The sequence below is a fragment of the Ruminococcus sp. AM26-12LB genome, from assembly GCF_003480785.1.
GTDB classification, from domain to species: domain Bacteria; phylum Bacillota; class Clostridia; order Lachnospirales; family Lachnospiraceae; genus Blautia_A; species Blautia_A fusiformis.
This window is the reverse complement of sequence record NZ_QUJX01000005.1, coordinates 1-19,144: the sequence shown is the minus strand read 5'-3', so window position 1 is coordinate 19,144 and position 19,144 is coordinate 1. Positions and strand designations below refer to the sequence as shown.

The 19,144-nt window shown below is 43.3% G+C and carries 16 protein-coding genes and 1 pseudogene; 2 read left to right on the top strand and 15 right to left on the bottom strand.

All coding sequences use genetic code 11. The annotated features are described in order from the left end of the window. Positions 1-136: 136 nt before the first annotated feature. Positions 137-367 carry a helix-turn-helix domain-containing protein gene (locus DW694_RS04475; RefSeq protein WP_002578307.1) on the bottom strand — a complete coding sequence of 77 codons (231 nt, stop codon included), beginning with the start codon at positions 365-367 and terminating at the stop codon, positions 137-139. Between the two features lie 175 nt (positions 368-542). Between DW694_RS04475 and DW694_RS04470 the strand changes: the two genes are divergently transcribed. Next, the gene (locus DW694_RS04470; protein WP_004841162.1) at positions 543-1,172 is read left to right on the top strand and encodes a helix-turn-helix transcriptional regulator; all 630 of its coding nucleotides are present in this window, start codon (positions 543-545) and stop codon (positions 1,170-1,172) included. 86 nt (positions 1,173-1,258) lie between these two features. Further along, positions 1,259-2,389: pseudogene (locus DW694_RS04465) on the top strand (tyrosine-type recombinase/integrase); the annotation flags it as partial. A 99-nt stretch (positions 2,390-2,488) separates the two neighbouring features. Here DW694_RS04465 and DW694_RS04460 read toward each other — a convergent pair. From DW694_RS04460 to DW694_RS04395, 14 genes are all read right to left on the bottom strand, one after another. Further along, the gene (locus DW694_RS04460) at positions 2,489-4,030 is read right to left on the bottom strand and encodes a recombinase family protein (protein WP_040446605.1); all 1,542 of its coding nucleotides are present in this window, start codon (positions 4,028-4,030) and stop codon (positions 2,489-2,491) included. Further along, positions 4,015-5,664 (bottom strand): recombinase family protein, encoded by a 1,650-nt coding sequence (locus DW694_RS04455; protein WP_005361193.1) that lies wholly within the window; start codon positions 5,662-5,664, stop codon positions 4,015-4,017. Before DW694_RS04455 ends, DW694_RS04460 begins: the two co-directional genes overlap by 16 nt. Then, a complete protein-coding gene (locus DW694_RS04450; protein WP_118141148.1) occupies positions 5,665-7,293 on the bottom strand; it encodes a recombinase family protein in 1,629 nt (542 codons plus the stop codon). 135 nt (positions 7,294-7,428) lie between these two features. Continuing rightward, on the bottom strand, positions 7,429-7,644 hold the full coding sequence (locus tag DW694_RS04445; protein WP_005361189.1) for a DUF6870 family protein: 216 nt from the start codon (positions 7,642-7,644) through the stop codon (positions 7,429-7,431). Positions 7,645-8,215: 571 nt separating this feature from the next. Beyond that, positions 8,216-8,665 (bottom strand): sigma-70 family RNA polymerase sigma factor, encoded by a 450-nt coding sequence (locus DW694_RS04440; protein WP_064786723.1) that lies wholly within the window; start codon positions 8,663-8,665, stop codon positions 8,216-8,218. 505 nt (positions 8,666-9,170) lie between these two features. Then, a complete protein-coding gene (locus DW694_RS04435) occupies positions 9,171-9,563 on the bottom strand; it encodes a winged helix-turn-helix domain-containing protein (protein ID WP_005361180.1) in 393 nt (130 codons plus the stop codon). Positions 9,564-9,823: 260 nt separating this feature from the next. Further along, complete coding sequence (locus tag DW694_RS04430) at positions 9,824-12,316, bottom strand: ABC transporter permease (RefSeq protein ID WP_064786724.1); 2,493 nt, start codon at positions 12,314-12,316, stop codon at positions 9,824-9,826. Continuing rightward, positions 12,313-12,987 (bottom strand): ABC transporter ATP-binding protein, encoded by a 675-nt coding sequence (locus DW694_RS04425; RefSeq protein WP_005361177.1) that lies wholly within the window; start codon positions 12,985-12,987, stop codon positions 12,313-12,315. The genes DW694_RS04430 and DW694_RS04425 overlap by 4 nt, the downstream gene beginning before the upstream one ends. A gap of 68 nt (positions 12,988-13,055) precedes the next feature. After that, a complete protein-coding gene (locus DW694_RS04420; protein ID WP_242652124.1) occupies positions 13,056-14,156 on the bottom strand; it encodes a HAMP domain-containing sensor histidine kinase in 1,101 nt (366 codons plus the stop codon). Beyond that, positions 14,144-14,821 (bottom strand): response regulator transcription factor, encoded by a 678-nt coding sequence (locus DW694_RS04415; protein ID WP_005361173.1) that lies wholly within the window; start codon positions 14,819-14,821, stop codon positions 14,144-14,146. The genes DW694_RS04420 and DW694_RS04415 overlap by 13 nt, the downstream gene beginning before the upstream one ends. 91 nt (positions 14,822-14,912) lie before the next feature. Further along, complete coding sequence (locus DW694_RS04410; RefSeq protein WP_004841005.1) at positions 14,913-15,332, bottom strand: nuclear transport factor 2 family protein; 420 nt, start codon at positions 15,330-15,332, stop codon at positions 14,913-14,915. A 131-nt stretch (positions 15,333-15,463) separates the two neighbouring features. Continuing rightward, positions 15,464-16,234, bottom strand: coding sequence for a response regulator (locus DW694_RS04405; RefSeq protein WP_005361171.1), 771 nt, complete (start codon positions 16,232-16,234; stop codon positions 15,464-15,466). A 187-nt stretch (positions 16,235-16,421) separates the two neighbouring features. Further along, positions 16,422-18,806, bottom strand: coding sequence for an ABC transporter permease (locus DW694_RS04400; RefSeq protein WP_005361170.1), 2,385 nt, complete (start codon positions 18,804-18,806; stop codon positions 16,422-16,424). Between the two features lie 14 nt (positions 18,807-18,820). Next, on the bottom strand, positions 18,821-19,144 hold a 324-nt coding region (locus DW694_RS04395; protein WP_118752610.1), incomplete at its 5' end, for an ATP-binding cassette domain-containing protein.

The window sequence follows — 19,144 nt, the reverse complement described above, 5'->3', positions numbered from 1 at the left end:
GTCCTTTCTTTTTTCTACCAAACATAAGTTTCCTGTTGTCTGTCAGACGAAGTACATGGTATAATCTGCTTGCGTGTAGGTATATCATGGCTTCGGTCTGATAAAACCTTTGGCGGTTTCTTCGGGAACCGCCTTTTTAAGTGGAACCGTTTCTTGTGACGGCTTTCACATTTCCTTTATCCCTTAAGTCCCTGCCCTCATTGGCTTCCATGAAAAGTTCCAGCATATCCGTTTTAATCAGGACTTTCCTCCCGACCTTTAATACCGGAAGTTTCTTCCACTCCACCAGTTTTCTCAGGGTGTTCCTGCCGATTCCCGTATAATCCGCAGCTTCCTCAATAGATAAGGCAATCTTTCTTTGCGTCATGTGACCACCTCCTTATAAATTGCATTATGCAATTTCTTTTGTGCTGTCAGTATAGCGTGTTTATATCATCTTGTCAAGCATTACGAAATTATATTGTTTATTGTTTAATTGCATATTGCAATATTGTTTGTTATGTGGTATAGTAATGACATACCGAAAAAGGAGGCACATCAGCATGAAAGATAAAGAATTACGCAAGCTGATCGGTAGCAGGGCAAAACAGCGCCGTACAGAATTGAATCTGACACAGCCTTATATCGCTGAAAAGATGGGTGTGACTGCATCTACGATTCAGAGATATGAAGCCGGAACGATTGACAATACAAAGAAAATGGTGCTGGAAGGTCTTTCAGAAGCTCTCCATGTATCTGTGGAATGGCTCAGAGGGGAAACGGACGAATATGAAACCGACATTACGGATAAAAGAGAATTACAGATTCGTGATGCCATGACGGATATTCTCAAACAGTTACCTCTTGACCTTACGAAAACAGAAGATGCTTTTTCCAAAGACCTACTGCTGTTAATGTTGAAACAATATGAACTGTTTTTGGATTCGTTCCAGTTCGCCTGCAAGAATTACAAAGGCAATACCAAAGAAGCGGACATTGCAAAAGTAATGGGGTTTGAATCGAATGATGAATATAACGAGATCATGTTTCTCAGGGAGATCACCCATACTGTCAACGCATTGAATGACATGGCAGATATTGTAAGGCTCTATTCCAAGAAACCGGAAACAGCAGAACAACGGCTTGCAAATCTTTTATCCGAAGTTATGTACGAGGATTCTGAATCGGTATAGTAAGATAATCGGAGTTATGATATACTTACACGCAAGAAGCATTTCAGCAGTTCCGATTGTCTGATATCGAAAGGAGACATACGATTATGGCAAAAGGATCTGTTAGAAAAAAAGGAAAGAAATGGTACTACCGCTTCTATGTAGAGGACGCAAGCGGCAAAATGGTTCAGAAAGAATATGCCGGAACCGAAAGCAAAAGTGAGACAGAAAAACTTCTCCGCAAGGCACTGGAAGATTACGAAGATAAGAAATTTGTTGCAAAAGCAGATAACCTTACCGTAGGTGAACTTCTGGACATGTGGGCAGAAGAAGAACTGAAAACCGGAACACTCAGTAATGGCACAGTGGAAAATTATCTCAGTGCAATCCGTTGCACTAAGAAACACCCGATTGCAGACCGTAAACTGAAAACAGTTACTGCCGAACATTTACAGGCATTTCTTGATCTGCTTACATTCGGTGGCGAATTTCCAGACGGAAAAGTGAGAAAAGGATACAGTAAAGATTATATCCATTCTTTTTCCGCAGTGTTGCAGCAGTCATTCCGTTTTGCAGTATTTCCAAAACAGTTAATCAGTTTCAATCCGATGCAGTATATTAAGCTGAAAAAACAGGCAGAGGAAGTTGACCTCTTTTCCGATGATGAAGTCGAAGATGGCACACAGCCGATTTCACATGAGGATTATGAGCGACTTATCAAGTATCTGGAAAAGAAAAATCCACCTGCGATCCTGCCGATTCAGATTGCATATTATGCAGGACTTCGCATCGGTGAAACCTGTGGTCTTACATGGCAGGACATCAACCTTGAAGATCAATGCCTGACCATTAAAAGAAGTATCCGTTACGACGGTGCAAAGCATAAAAATGTGATTGGAACGACCAAGCGAAAGAAAGTAAGGATTGTTGATTTTGGAGATACGCTGACTGAAATATTGAAAGCAGCAAGACGGGAACAACTGAAAAGCCGGATGCAGTACGGGGAACTTTACCACCGCAACTACTACAAAGAGGTGCATGTGAAAAACAGGGTGTATTATGAATACTATCACCTTGACGGAACACAGGAAGTCCCGGCAGATTATAAAGAAATATCCTTTGTCTGCCTCAGACCGGATGGCAGTCTGGAACTGCCGAGTACACTCGGCATTGCTTGCAGGTCAGTATCAAAAAAGCTGGAAGGATTTGAAGATTTTCACTTTCACCAGTTACGACACCCGTATGTCAAGCCCACGACAAAAAAATTTATAACTTTTTTTGAAGTTTTTCGGGCAGCTTCATAGCTGCCCATAGCTGTTTCAAATGGGTGTTCACGGTTATACCTCCTTTTCAGATTGCTTTGTTTCTAAGAAATCCTGTGTTGCATATTCAATCTCAATCCGATCTCCTGGAAAGACGTAAACTTTGTTGATAAGCCGGTCAATCAGAGCTTTTGTCAGCATGTTGGCGTTTCCGACTTCCTGAACAATTTCCTGTTGTTTCAGCTTAATCTCATAATCACTTTTTATCTGCTTTGTCTGTGCAGTAATGACAGCATGAACATTTTTGGCTTGTACCAGCTCCGTGTCATAAACCGCTTTTCGTGTTCGATAGGTTTCCAAATCAATCTCTCCGAGTGCATACTGCTCATAAAGATGCCGCTTGCTGTCTTGAATAGAACGGAGTTTTTCTTCATGTTCGGCCTGCTGAACTGTCTGCAAATCCAATTTATCCTTATTGCTATCAATTCCCAATGCCGGACACATTTGAGCCCGAATTGTTTCAAATACAACCTGCTCCAGATCTGCCATCTTTATACGCACACCATGACAAGGAAGCGTTTCAGCCACCTCGGAATGACGGCAATAAAACCACGCACCATTTCGTAGAGACATTGCATGATCGCAGCATCCACAGAACACCTTACCACGGAGCAGATAATCACGCGGCTTTTTATTTGACAGAGAGAAACGCTTAATTGAAGCATTGGCTTTCTCAAATAGATCCACACTTACAATAGCCGGATGATGGTTCGGTATTTTGAACCACTCACTTTCATCCTTTAACTGTGTATGTCGGCTGCCAATTTCTTTTACCTTTCTCTTGCCAATTACATAGGTACCGATATATCTTTGATCTTCTAAAATACGCAGGACCGTTGATGTACTCCAAACGCCGTTTGTTCGGGAAACATTGTAATAGTCCTTGCCTTTAAGTTTGCGATATTCCCCAGGGGTGGGGATATTCATGGCATACAGTTTTCTTGTGATCTCGGCTGCGGTGTTGCCTTCAGACGCCCATTGAAATATCATCTGCACATTCGGGGCAACATCCTCGTCCGGTTCCATACGTCCGTCTGCACTCTTGCGATAGCCGTAAGGACAGATGACACTCTGATATTCCCCACGACGCATCTTTGCGTATTTTGCACTTTTGGTTTTCATGGACATATCCCGGCTATAACACTCGCTAATAAGATACTTGAAAGCAATATCAATCCCTCCGGTATCACCTTTGAAATTAGCTGTGTCAAAATCATCACTGACGGAAATAAAACGGGTGTGGTAAAGAGGAAATACCCGCTCAATAAAATAGCCGGTTTCAATGCTGTTACGTCCAAATCGGGAAAGGTCTTTTACAATAATACAGTTGATCTTTCCGGCCTGAACCATTGTTAAAAGTTCCTGCACCGCCGGACGCTCAAAGTTTGTCCCTGTATGACCGTTGTCAATAAATTCCAAAATCTCACTGTTATCCCATTCCGGCAGAGACATAGCTTTTTCACGAAGAATCAGTTTTTGATTTGGTATGCTCAAACTTTCGGTTTTGAAATCTTCCACAGAAAGACGGATATAAAGGGCAATCACATAGTTGCGCACAGTTCCACCGCCTTTCCCTGAAATTCATTTTTGAAACGGAAGGTTACATGAATATTCCGCTCGTGGTCAATCTCAATTCGTTCAATGAGCCGTTCGATCAGTTCTGCAGTCAGCACATGATCCTGTGCCAGTGTTTTTGCATCCTTTTCCATTGCACGGTATCGGGCAAGCTGGTTGTCCAGGGAGTCCATAGATTTTTCAAATACTTCAATCTCACCAGACAGAGCATTGATAGCATATTCATAATCCGCCTTCAATTCAAAGTATTCATCATTTGTCAAAATACCTTGCACAAAATTTTCATATAGACCACGGATCAGCCGGCGTGTTTTTTCAATTTCCTGCCGTTTGGCCGACATCTGAATTTTCAGCTTATCTTTTTCCTGTTTTTGTCTTGCCTCCAACTGAAAGAGTGGCAGCGACATTCCCAGCGCAACTGTCAGCTCTTTTTCAAGAATAGCCGTAACAGTAGAAATCAGTTCCTTTTCCTGCATCGTTGCGCCTTTGCAGCTATCTTTTTCTATCCGGCTGTTTGTAAGGCAGTGGAACCAATAAGTATCGGGGCCTTTCCGGCGCTCGGCACGTTGCCGGTGAAGGCTTCTGCCACAATCAGCACAGAACACTTTGCCTTTGAAAATGTTTGGCGTGTAGGGGCGTTTTGGAGTTGCTTTGCTTTCTTCACAGATCTGTTTTCTGTATTCCTGAACTGCATTAAACAATTCATAGCTAATGATCGGTTCATGGGTGCATTTGGCAATAATCAGATTATCTTCTCCAGCCTTGACCTGCTGATGATCTACAATCTTTGTTTTTCCTTGCACCAGATCGCCTGTATAGACTTCGCTTTCTAAAATTTTCATCACTGTACGGGTCTGCCATTTGCCGCTTCCAATCAGGCCCGGACTGGTAATCTCGCCAGTGTCCTTTTTATAATGGCTCGGTGCCGGAATCCCCATCTCATTTAGATTGCGGACAATCCGGTTCAGAGACACATGCTCATGTGCCCATTCAAAAATCTGTTTTACCACAGGGGCAGTATTTTCATCAATCAGAAGTTTATGGCAATTATCAGGGTCTTTCCTGTAACCGTAAGGTGCCCGTGCACCAATATAGTCGCCATCTTTCATAGCCTGCCGCGCTTGTGCTTTGATTTTTCGTCCAATGTCCAGAGCATAGGCTTCATTGATCATATTTTTCAAAGGCAGCATGATACCGCCATGAAGATTTCCGGAATCCTCTGTATCAAACTGATCCGTAACAGCAATGAAGCGAACATTATGAGCATGGAAATACTGTTCGATATAATAACCTGTGTCAATAGAATTTCGCCCTAATCGGGAAAGATCCTTAACAATCACACAGTTAATGTGGCCTGCTTCAATATCAGATAGCATTTGCTGAAATCCAGGGCGGTGAAAATTTGTCCCTGTCGCCCCGTTGTCGATATAGGTATCATACACAACGAAGTCCGGTTTATCTGAAAGAAAGTCATTCAGTACCAGCTTTTGATTTTCTACTGAGCAGCCCCGCTTTTTGTTATCCTCCACAGAAAGACGGATATACAGAGCCACATGTACATATAAAGATGGTGCCGGCATAGGCGCTGCCGTCTGTTTTCTGCTTTTTCTTGCCATTTAGCCCACCATCCTTTCTTCATTTTTTGTAGCAATCTGTTCTGCCAAAGAGATTGCTTTCTGATATTCATCCTGGTAATTAAATTCAATATGCAGTTCATCTTTACCCATTACACGTATGCTTCGGATAAGCTGCATGACTGCCCGGCGGTCAATATCCTCCATAGTAGAAAATTTCATAAAATGGTTGATCCAACGGTTTCGTTCGCTTCGGTTTTCCAATACATCTGTAAGTTTATCGTTCCATTCAACGATTGCCTTTTGGAACAGTTCAATATCTGCATTGTATTTTCGCTTATAAGAGAGAAATTCTTCCTTTGTCAGAATTCCACTCACCAGATTTTCATAGAGTTTTGCCTTAAAGCCCTCGGTCTGTGCCACACGCTTTTCATTTACTCTGATCTGTGCGGCATATTCCTGCGCCAATTCCCGGTTGATCCGTTCCTGACTGATACTGGACAGCAGGGCATCCAGAGAAGCAACATTTTCAATATGTCCTTTCAAACTGTCCTGCACACATTCAATCAGATCCGACTCTTTCAGCATGACCGACGATGTGCATCCATTCTTTTTGCCGGTCGGGCAGTAATAATAGTGATACTCTTTATCTTTATAGCGGTTCGTCTTGCGGGTCATACGGCAGCCACAGCAGCTGCAGATCAAAATACCGGAAAACAGGTAAACCTTATCCGATTTGGGAGAAGTCCTTGTGTCAATCCTGCGGAGCCGTTGCACCAGATCAAAATCGTGCTTTTGTATGATCGCTTCATGGGTTCCCTCCACACGAATCCATTCCGAAGAAGGTTTGTCCTCACGCTCTTTTAATTTGAAATGGGGCGTTGTCTGTTTGCCCTGGACCAGTGTTCCGGTGTAAGTTTCATCCTGCAAAATGCGGATGATTGTAGTTGCAGACCATTTGCAATCCTTTCGGTCTGTATAGCCACCTTTTGCATGAGGCATTCCGTGATTGCGCTTATACGCTAAAGGCGAAAGAATTCCTAATCGGTTCAGTTCATCCGCTATATGGGAAGCGCTGAATCCCTCCAGCCGTTTTCTGAAAATATCCCTCACAACATTAGCAGCATATTCGTCCACTTCCAGGCTCTTGTGTTTATCGCCGACTTTCACATAACCATAGATGGTAAAAGCACCTACAAAATCCCCGCTGCGCCGTTTTACTTCCAGGGCGCTCCGTGTCTTAACGGAAATATCCCGACAGTAAGCCTCATTCATAATGTTTTTGACAGAAACCGTGAGATCATCGGCAGCGTCATTTTCCGTGTCCACATTATCGTTAATTGCGATAAAACGCACTCCATAGGCTGGAAATACCCTGCGCATATAACGGCCTGTTTCTATGTACTCACGACCTAAGCGGGAGAGGTCTTTGACAATCACGCAGTTAGCTTCGCCTTGTTCGATCATCCGCATCATTTCCTGAAATGCCGGGCGATCAAACAAAACACCACTATAACCATCGTCAATTTTTTCTGCCACAACCTCAATTTCCGGGTGTCGGGCTATGTAGTCATCGATCAGGCGCCGCTGGTTAGCAACGCTGTCACTTTCTACTGTTTTATCATCCGTATAAGAAAGACGGATGTACTTAATCGCTTTGTAAACCTGCATAAAAAAACACTCCTTTCGTTGCACAGAAAAATCCCCGCAATTCAAGAAGTGTGGTTATTCCATATTCAATTCCTTTTCCGATTCTTATTCTACCATGCTTTTACGGAAAAGTCAGCCCCTTTCTTAAAATTGCAGCTATCGCAAAATACCCTTGATACATTCTTCCAGGGTAGCACCTTCAGCAGAAAAACTGGCTTGTACAGTAAAACGTCCACACTTAAAATGGTATGGATTTTTGATTTGCTGAACAAATTCTGCAATCCGTTCATCACGAGAAAGTTCTTTGTTGACAGAGACATCCCGAATGTCTACCAGCGTACCCACTTCACTGACAATGGTGTTCAATTCCATAGTATCAACTCCCTTCTGAAAACTGTGTTATCAAAACCACATGAATAGGTCGGATCTATGGTTATTACACACATAAATCCGGCCCATTATATCTGATTTCGATTTTGCTGCCGTATTTGCCACGCACCCCGGCAAGTCCTTCTGTTATAAGGACGGGGCTGTTACAGGCTGCGGGTAGCGTCACCGCATCATAGTCCCACATACGCCGCCGCTTTGCCAGAGCAAGCAAACGCCGCAGGAACTCTCCCCAAGTCTTTAGGAAGCTGTGAAGAAGTACCATTATGATCTGTGTCGTTATCGCGTCCGGCCTGCCACAGCCGGTTTCGTAGGTTGCGTTTATCGCTCGGACAGCCTGGATTCATCACCTCCTTAGGCCGCCTGTCACCGCGCCGCCCCATCTGCCGCTCGGAACACAGAATGAAGTACCCGTAACAGCGTATATTCGGTTGTCAAGGAACAAGCAAGGGGCATGGCAGACAAATTGATATTACAGTTAGGGTGGAGGATGTATATGCTTCCTTACCACACCCGTCCAGCTTGTCCCGCCGAATATGTCCCTCTATTATACATTTCATTTTTGATGGTAATTTTCGGGGTCTGTATTCATTTTTTCTAAAATTTTTTTCAAACGCCGAAGTCCACGTTGGATTCCTTCATGTACAGAGCTGACGCCGGTTCCTTCGCTTTTTGCAATATCCGATAAACTCATTCCCAACAGAAAATGTGAAGTGATACGGTTACGCTGTTTTTCCGGCAACGAGGCAAGCGCTTCATATAGTCTAGCGTTTTCTTCCTTCTGTTCAAAAATATCTGCTGGTGTCAAAACAAGCACCATAGCCTCATGTTCCACATTGATGTCATAATCCAAAGAAAAATAGGCTTTATGCCGGTATGTACGCAAAAAATAAGCTGCTTCAGCAAGTTTATATTCCCGGAGAATGTCCGCAACTTCATCCGGCACCTCAACGATCATGTCCTGTGTATAATACGGGTAATAATCCCGAAGATTGATTTTCTTCATAGTAATTTCCTCCAATTTCGATGTTTGAGTTGATGGCAAAAATCGAAATCAGAGGGTGGGCTGCGGCAGCGATAAGGTCTAAGTCTCTTTCTGATTAAAAAAAGGGTACAAAAAAGCGCGCCCGTACAAAGAACAGGCGCGCCAAAGCAGCAGTATGAAATTTCTCCGGGAGGCTGACAGCGAAAATGCTCAAATATTGTCGAAACCAAAAACGCCGCAATCCATACGAGCTGGATTACGACGTATAGGTGACTGAATGTAAAGCAGTTTATCTGCGGATCTGTGTTGCATAGACGCATAGGCATTTCCTCCCATCAAGGAGGAGCCTGAATCGGCTGCTTGATACCTCCTTGGGAGAAAATTATATCGGTTATGTTTCCTGTATCAGTCCGCAGGCATTCGCTTTTTACTCTTTATATTCGCAATTTTCTACATATTCTGCTCTTAGAATATATGCCGCAAAAAGCAAGCCCACAAGGGGAAAACGACACCTTGTGGGCTCATGTTATAGATGTTCAAATTTATAGCCGATTCCGGCGACACTCTCAATGTAGTTTGGAAGATCCGGTTCAAAGCGCAATTTCTTACGCAGCTTACTTATATGATTATGAATGGCTTTTCTCGAATAGAAATCACAATCCTCTTTCCAAACCAAATCGGTAATCAGTTCGTAAGTAAAAACACGTTTGGGATTGGCAATGAGTAATGCCAGTATATCAAACTCCTTACTTGTCAGGTTGATAATCCGTTCCCTAACCCTGACAGTGCGGTGTTCCAGGCATAGATAAAGCTCGCCTTCCTGTATTTCTGTTAGAGGATTTTTCTTTGATGCGGAGGAAGTGTGACAGGAATTGAATACCGTTCCATGACAGACTCCCTGTTCCAAAATATATTGCATCAGAGCATTCTTTTGTTCTTCGTTAAGAAGCAGAAATAACTTTTCTCCGATCTGCTTGCCGGATTCTTCTATATCCAAAACAGCTAATGTCCCATCACATCATCACCTCCATATTATGTCTTAATACCTAAGTGAAAGTTATCTTTGATTTATAATCATCATAAACTACAAATGTTACACAAATGTCCGAGGTGCCTTTGATTTCGACAGAAAAACAGGCTGAATTGTTACAACGCTCGGACATTTCAAAAAATAGTGTTCTACTCAACCGTTTCAATCGAATCCACAATATTCATTTTTGAAATTTTCCGTAGCGGAATTGCTGTTGCCAGCAAGCAAGCTCCTACTGCCAAGAGGGTTGCTTCAAGAATGGGCATGACAGGGATTGCAACAAGCTGGATGGTGTCGCTCGTGGCCGCCTCAATGAAGATCGTACAAACATATCCCAGCACGCTTCCAATCACAGAGGCAATGATTCCGTAATATGCACCTTCCCAAAGGAAAGTTTTATAAAGGCTATCGGCACTCATTCCAATGGCCCGCTGCATACCGATTTCTGTTACTCTGGTGTGAATATTTGTGTAAACGGTATTGATGATATTAAGAATACCAATCAGGCCAACGAAAAGAATCAGCCCCCATGCCAGCATTTGAATTTGTGCAAAGCTCTCTTTTAGTTGCTGGTCGGTTTCTTCATATGACAAGAATGTTGTCCCCGGTATTCTGTTACAAAACGCCTCGATAAATGTATCAAAGTTTTCCCTGTCAGCACCCTCGTTCAGTGTAGGCAAAAACTCTGAATAGGTATCTTTTCCCGTCAGGCGTTCATAGATAGCATCATCAACAATCACTTGAACACCATTTGTGAAACCGCCATTTCCAATACCAAGATAACCGTCATAGCCATCCAAGGTTTTCAAAACATTCAGCTCCATTCCCGCAACACAGATGTTTTCTCCGGCCTCTATATTTGTAAATTCAAGAACATCTTCGCCGTAGCTCATGGGAATAGGATTCCTTACTATACAGGCGTTCCCTGATTTCAGTTGTCCAAGCTGTTCTTCTGGTAATTGATCCCCCATAAAATAATCCCAATATTCATCGTTCAATCCGACAACCTGAAAAGTTTCGCCGGGTTTTAGTTGAAATTCAAGACTGATTCCATCGAGCTGCCCATTTTCATTTTGTTCGTAAAGCGAAAACTGTATAGCAGCTACGCTCTGTACTGCTTTATTTTTCTTTAAGGTATTCAGATCGTCTGCGGTAAATCCAACACTTTCATTTGTGATCTGATAATCTCCTAAATGGTTATCTTGCAGGGCACTTGCAGCGTTCAGTAAAGAGGAAAAACCTTGCAGTGCAATAAAAACCGTGATACTCATAACAAGGGACAAAATTGTAATTGCAGTACGGCCTTTATTTCTCTTTAAGTTCAGACGGGCATAGTATGCTTCAAAATTATGGATTTTCTTTGTTTTACGCTTTCTGCGTCGAATTTTCAGATTTGTTCCAGACATCGCCATAATAGGGGATACCCTTGCGGCTGATCTGGCTGCTGGTAATGCTGCAAACAACGCAAACGCCAAAGTGATTGCTCCGCTTAATATCAGTAAGGTTCCATTCAAAGAACTGTTTTCTGCTATTAGGGTTTTCAATTCGGAAGAATCCTGAACCAAGAACAATTCAGGAGAAACCAGGCCGGTAGCTGTCTCTAAAATCCCTCTGGCACTCAAAAAGCCAAGAAGCATACCAATAGGAATCCCAATCAGACACAATAGGGTTACTTCAATTACAATGATCTGATAAAGTTGTCCTTTTTCGCTTCCAATAGCCCGAAGTGTTCCATATCCCTTTATTCGTTTTGAGACAGATATTTTCAGAATGTTGTAAATCACAAGGCCAGCAGCCAGCAAAATTAAACTGCCCACTAATATCCCTGCGACTGTCATAAAAGAGAATCCCTTATCATTGGCATCCTCGGAATTTGCAGTATAGGAAATTCCCAAAGCGTTCAAATATACAATATTGTAGCTGGTATCAAGCTCATGGATGTTCAATTCCTTATTGAAGTCATCGACAACTGCTTGAAAACTCTTTTTATCGGCAGTCTGAATATCGACATTGTAATAAATATAAGATTCCGGTAGAAGTTGTTCAGCAGTTCCTTCCCCTACAACTCCCGTAACAGTGCCGCTTGTATATCCCAAGTAGTTATTTTTCAATATCCCTGTAAGAACAAATTCTGCTGTATAGGAATAGCTGTCCGCAATGTTGTGGCGAAGATTTTTTTGCAGTGAAAGTGTAATCTTATCTCCAATACCGCCCTCAAAGCCAAGATATTTCAGAATATCTTCCGAAAGAGCTATTTCCATCGGGGCTTCCGGCAGACGACCTTCTTCTACACTGGTACTGGATGGATAGATAGCGGCAGTATCATCCAAATATTCCATCAAACCAAGGGTGAGAGATGGGGAGAGTTCTAAACTTCCCATATAAATAGATTTCCCTACATAGGAAAGACGCTCATCCTGTTCCAGTGCGTGAAGCTGATCTGCATTCATCTGCAAAAAAGTGGCATATCGGTTTCCTCCGATAGCGATGGCCTGCTGTTCCCGCATTGCACTAAGTACGCCAATGGATTGTCCTACAATGGTTGTCATCATAGTAGACAGCACAACGGCAATCAAAATAAGAATAGAAGTGACTTTTTGGGACAGCAGTTCTTTCAATGCTAATGTACGATAAGATTTCATTTCGCTGTCACCTCCGTAAGCACACCATCTACAATCTGAAACTGCCGGTCTGCCATTCGTGCAATACGGCTGTCATGGGTAATGACAACGAGAGCTTTCCCCATCTTTTTCCATACATTTTGAAGCAGTTCCATGACTTCGCCGCCGCTTTTGCTGTCCAGATTTCCCGTAGGCTCATCCGCAAAAATTACATCCGGCTTTGCAATCAAAGCGCGGGCAATGGCTACACGCTGCTGCTGGCCGCCGGATAACTCATGGGGCAGATGTTCCAAGCGGCCCTGAATGCCAAGCAGTTCTGTAAGCTGTTTCAGGTATGCTTCATTCGGTTTTTGCTTATCCAGCAAAAGAGGCATGATAATATTTTCTTTCGCCGTCAGAACCGGAAGCAGATTAAATTGCTGAAAAATAAATCCAATCCGTTTCCGGCGGAATGCCGACAACTCCTTATCGCTGTAACTGTAAATATCTTTACCATCGTAGGTCAGCGAGCCGGAAGATGGCTTATCCAAGCCGGAAAGCAAATGCAGCAGGGTACTTTTTCCGCTTCCCGATGGCCCCATGATAGAAATAAAATCGCTGGATACAATTTCGAGATTTGCACGATCCAAAGCCACCACTCGGTTTTCACCGTCACCATAAATCTTTGATAAATTCTTTGCCTCAATATTCATAAAAAACACTCTCCTTATTTGTGGTATAAGGAGAGTGTAAATGATAAATCTCAAAAATCGCTCAAGGATTACACGAAATAAAAAATAGCCGTTGCGGATGCACCGCCCCCGGCCCGATTTTCCAAAATCAATCGGCCACCATGTTTTTCACATAAAATTCTGCTGCTGTAAAGCCCCATTCCAAAATGTGAGGAATTACTACTTGTCGTTTCAAAGGGGGTTGGCCCATTCTGCACGAGAGACAGCGGATAACCAGCACCATCATCTTCTACATTCAAGGTCATAGAATCATTTTGCAGCGTTATTTGAATAGAGATTGCTTTTTCTGCAAATCGCGCCGCATTTCCAATCAGATTTTCCGCTACGGTAAGAAATAGCCCGTGATCTATACAAACTGTTCCGCCTGATGGTACTAAAACAGAAACTTTTTTGGATAGCGCTAACAGTCGTGCTGTTTCCTGCAATTCACTCTGCAAAACTGATAGTCTGATTTCTTTTGGCTTAACAGAGAGTTGTTCCAACTTTTGAACACTGCTCATAGCTTCTACATACTGCTCGATCCGTAAAGTGTAACTTTCCAGCCGGTCTATGGTCTGTTCGTCCTGAATACCTTGCCGCAAAAGTTTTACACTTCCTTTTAATACCGTAATCGGGTTACGCAGATCATGGGAAAATGCGGCATTGAGCCGTTTGCGTTCCTCGGCCTGTTGCCACAACAGCCGATTCGATTTCAGAAGTTCACTCCGCATTTCTTCAAAGGCAGCACATAGTTGTCCCATTTCATCGTTAGACAAAATCGGCAGCGAAAAATCCAGATCATTATTCTGAATCCGCATAATGCCATTTTGCAGGCAGGAAATAGGCTGTTTCAATTTGAGATAATAAAAAAGAAAGACTGAAACAATCAATCCGCCTACTGGAAAAAGAATACAGGAAACCGTCTGCACAATGTTTAGGATAGCCAAAATACGCTGTTGTGACACCGTAGGAGACGGCAGAGGTACAACAGAGCCATCCGACAAGATTTCTACACCGCCTAAAGGATAATGGTTTTCAATGCCTCGGCATAGGAAGATAACTGCCCCAAGCAGGAGAAATGCCACTGCCAAACAGGAGAGGGATAATAGCAGGAAAGATTTCTTTAGTCCCATATTTTTTAGGCGTTCCACCGATAACCACACCCCCAAACCGTTTCAATGTAATTATGCAATGTATGTGCTGCAAATTTAGCGCGTATTTTCCGAATATGCTCCATAATTGTATCGCTGTTTCCGTCCCCATCCAAGCCCCACACAAGCTCATAAATTCGCTCACGGTCAAAAACCTGTCCTGCATTGAGGGATAAAAGTTCTACAATCTCAAACTCCCTCTTAGATAGCGGGATGTTCTGATTATTGATTGTAACTGTTCGGGCAGAATAATCCAGTATCAATTCACCAAAGAAGCGCACTGCCGAATTATTTTGGCGTCGCTGCTCCCGGCGCAGATGTGCGGCAATACGCGCCCCCAATTCATCCAAATCAAAGGGCTTGACGATATAATCATCCGCCCCGGCCTGAAATCCAATGATCTTATCGCTGGATTCAATACGAGCAGTCAAAAAAAGAATGGGACAGGCAATGTGTTCCCGTATCTGCTGGCATACAGTCAGACCATCCATTCCCGGCATATTGATGTCCAATAAAATTAAATCTGGTTTGCAAGCTACTTTTTTGAGCGCTTCTTGTCCGCTATAAGCAGTCAGAATATCATATTGTGTTTGAAAATAACTCTGTATCATATCAACAATACCGCGTTCATCATCAACGATCAGTAATTTAGGATTCAAAATCATGCACCTCCGTTCTTTGTATGATATATGGTAAATCTCAAAAATTTCTCAACACTCTATGAAACCACAGCAGCTAACATTATAAGCACTCAATTCAAAACCAATTCGCTTTTTCTGCTTTGAATTGAGGGGTATCGCCTTCCTGGTATGGATTATAGGTATTGCGATTACACCCAAATTCTTTTAATGCCTTTATTTTATTATCCTCTGTCCACTCAACCAGCGAGATTCCATCAAATTCCTCTATACTTCCATTGTTCATTTCATTTTTGAAATACCACTCCACAATCGTTTGATCTCCCTTATGAAAAAATTGCTTGATTTCCCAAATCACCACCTTGCCACGGGTATTCCATTCCTGAAACCAATGCTTTACTGTTTTTCGGTTGTTATACTGGGGACTCCAGCTTTCTGTATAGATTACATCTTCTGTAAAAATATCATCAATGCCCATATCCTGCTGATTGAGCCACATATCAAACCATAGTCGAATCGTTTTTTCTCGTTCATTCATAATATAAACACCTCACCACTCTATGAAACCACAGCCGTTCCCCTACATTATACGATATTCAGAACAAACATTGAAGATAAATGAATTAAAAATGGCGGCCTTGCTTAACAAAGCCGCCGAATAAAAAAGCTTCATTCCACAAAGAACAGAACCCGCCGGATCAGCTCCGGGATATTGACCGGGGCGGTGATATAGTCGTTCACGCCCTCATGCCGGTATTCATATTCCGTGGCAGGGTCGTTGTTCTCGGTGAGGATAAAGAACGGCAGAAGCCGGACAGGGGGATTCTTCATTTGGAACATCCCCGCCACCCGCCGTAGCGTATGAAACAGCTCCATTGCTGTGCCGTCCGGCAGTTCCAGATCGCACAAGATCAGTTCTATTTCCTTATCCTCAAAAATCCGGCGCTTGGCTTCCCAAATCGAGGAAACCAGAATCAGGTCAAAGCCCTTTTGTAGCATAGCAGCCCGCAGCACTTCGGCGCTGGTATCTTCTGCATAGACAAAGAGCAGCTTGTGAAAAGTCGGGGCCTTTTCGCCGGATAACTGCCGGTAGGCGTATTCCACCAGCTTATCTTGTAGTAGCAGTCCTTTCATTTTGTCCATGCACAGCGTCGCGCCCCGGCGCATAGCTTCCTGTTCGTAGTCGTCCTTGTCATGACAGGACGCCAGAATAAAAGGCAGCTCCTTGTCTGCGGCCCGCACCTCGTCCAGAAAGTCCATGCCGGAACCGTCCGGCAGGTCGAGATCACAGCAGACCACCAGCGGCATTTCCTCTTGGATGGCAGTCCGCGCTTCTTTCAGCGTACAAGCCGTTTTTACCGGGTAGCCCCGGTGCTGTAAGTATTTTTGCAGGCACCATGTATAGGTGTCGCTGTCGTCGATCAGCAGTATCTTTTTCATGTGTCCTCACCCCCAATATTGATTTACCACAAGCATAAACTACAAATGTTACACAAATGTCCGAGGTGCCTTTGATTTCGACAGAAAAACAGGCTGAATTGTTACAACGCTCGGACATTTCAAAAATTTCTTTGAGAAATGGCGAAAAAAGCGGGGCAGCACACGCCGCCCCGCCGATCCCATACGGCTATTCCATCGTCCTGATTTGCTCAACAAGAGATTGCTTTTTCAGATTTCCAGTTGTGTAAGAAATCAAGGTGAATTGCACAATCAGCAGGATTGCTAAATATATCAATACGATCAGCCACGGAAATGAATAGTAAAAGTATGGATTCATCGTTTTCACAACGACCTGTACGGATAGGAAGCCCAGTCCAGTCCCCAAAACCAATGTTACCAGCGTAGCAAAAACTGAATACATTAACCCCTCATAGCACAGCATTTTGATAAGCTGCTTTTTACTCAAACCAATCGCCTGTAACATTCCAATTTCCTGCCTACGGGATAAGAAGTTTGTGATTGTCGTATTGACAAGGTTGATTAAAGAAAAGCACACAACAATAACAGCCACGATCAACAATACCCCGAAAGAAAGTTGTTGAAGTCCGCTATAATAAGTGATACTTTCTTTTATGGTTTCCATAACCAAATCGCTATTTCCGTCTATCAGTTGATTTAATGCAGCTTCTACCGTATCATATTTTTTCATATCGGTAATTACGGAAATCGTACCTGTGCAATCTATCCCGGTCGCTTCATTCATAAACTGCTCCGGAAGCGCAAAGCATTTTGAGAAGCCGGAGTAAGAATATTCGTTTACAATGCCCATGACGGTATAGGCCTTTGTGCGAATTTGGCCGGATTCGGTTTTATAGTCCACTTCGACGGTATCACCCAACGCAGCCTCAATATCATAGAGATCGGCACGCTCTTGAAGCAAGACAATTCCATTGCCTGCCACCAGTTCATCATAATCAGTCGTTCCCGCAATTCGCTCTTTCTCCAAATTCTGCTGTTCATCTCGGCAAAAGCCCTGAATCCATTTTCCAGAATTACCATTTACACGATATTCTGCGTCCGTGTAATACCAGTGCTTGATTCCTGTAACGCCATCAATAGATTCTACTGCATTTATAAAATCGGCATTTAGAAAATTCTTTTGCTGCAATCCAGACAAAGAAATACCAGCAGTGTCCCACGATTGATTTGCGTTGAGCTGAATGTTAAATTCACCGACAGGGAAAGCCCTGCCTCTTGCCTCTGCAACGCCATCATAGGAAACTAACATTGTCGAAATCAATACAACCAATACTCCGCCGAGTGAAAGAGAAAGTATTGTTAAAGTGGACTTTGCCTTTTGTCTGGACAGATTCATTTTAGCAAGTGAAGCAGGCGTTATTTTACGGTGCAACACGGAACTTTCTTTCATTTTCCCCTGATAATCGGAATATCGCAATGCTTCCAGCGGAGATACTGCCGCAGCTCTTTTTACAGGAGTATGAATGGCAATCATCACAATAATAAATGCAAAAAGGCCAACCCCGACCGTCACACATAAAGTAGTCAGCCAGTACCAACCGGCAGGAATCAGGAAGTACCCAATCACATTTCCAATAACCAAACCAATCGGGATAGCAATGGCAGCAAGTAATTTCCCCTCGCGGTAAACCATCTTTTTGATCTGTCGTTTTGTAGTTCCGATTGTGCGAAGCTGTCCATAGTTACGGATACTGCTTGCTACTGAAATATAAAAAATCGAATAGATCACAATGCCGGAACCAATGAAAGTTACAAAACCGATCAAGAAATAGAACAGCATATCGCTTCCGTGATTTTTGTCCTTTAAGTTAAAATATGTGGAACGGACAATCACATTATCATCGGAAATTTTTAATTGCTGCGCCAGAGTGTTTGCATAGTTGGTGGCTTCTTCCTCGCTCATGTTTTGAGCGCCTTTCAGCCCAATGTAATAATCAATCATGCCTCCGTCGCCATACTGCTGTCTTACTAATTCTTTCGATATAATGGCTGTATAGCGCCCAATATCGCCGGTTTTCACATCTAAGATTCCCGTCAATTTGAAATCATGGGTAGTGCCGTCAGAAAAGGGGATTTGAATTGTCTGTCCCAATTCATTTGAATAGCCCAAACTATCCAAAAAGGATTCCTGCACTACAATTTCATTCTCCGAAGCTGGTAAATCTCCCGAATAGGGCATACTTTGGGATGTTAGCATATCTGCATTTGCATAAGTAAAGTTCACGGTTGAATGGTTTACCTGTTCAGAAAATGCGTTGAAAAATTCTCCAACCCACGCAATTTCTTCTTGCTTGTATAGTTCCTGTCCCTGTTGTTCAGAAATCGCATGATACATAATCTGCGCTGTTTTTTGGTTGCGGTTTTGCGTTTCCTGCATAACCCCAAAGCCATAGAGTACAATAGCAGATAGCAATGCGCTGGCAAGTACAATCGTCAAAACAATAAAGATATTTCTTTTTCGATTTGCCGATATACTGCGGTTTGATATGCGCTTTACAATGCCGCTGGTATCATTTTCAAAAGGCCATGTCATAGCCTGCCACCTCCTTACTCCACGATCTTACCGTCCTCAATGCGGACGATCCGATCGGCAAGGCGGGCAATGTCGTTGTTGTGGGTGATCATCACAACGGTTTGTCGGAACTCCGCACTGGTACGCTTGATCAGCCCCAGCACCTCGGCGCTGGTCTTGCTGTCAAGGTTGCCGGTGGGCTCGTCGGCCAGCACAATAGCCGGTTTGGTGATCAGGGCCCGGGCGATAGCCACACGCTGCTGCTGTCCGCCAGAAAGATTGTTCGGCATATTTTTCAGTTTATCTTCCAGTCCCAGCAGGTGAACGATCTCGTCCAAAAACTTCTGATCCACCGTGTC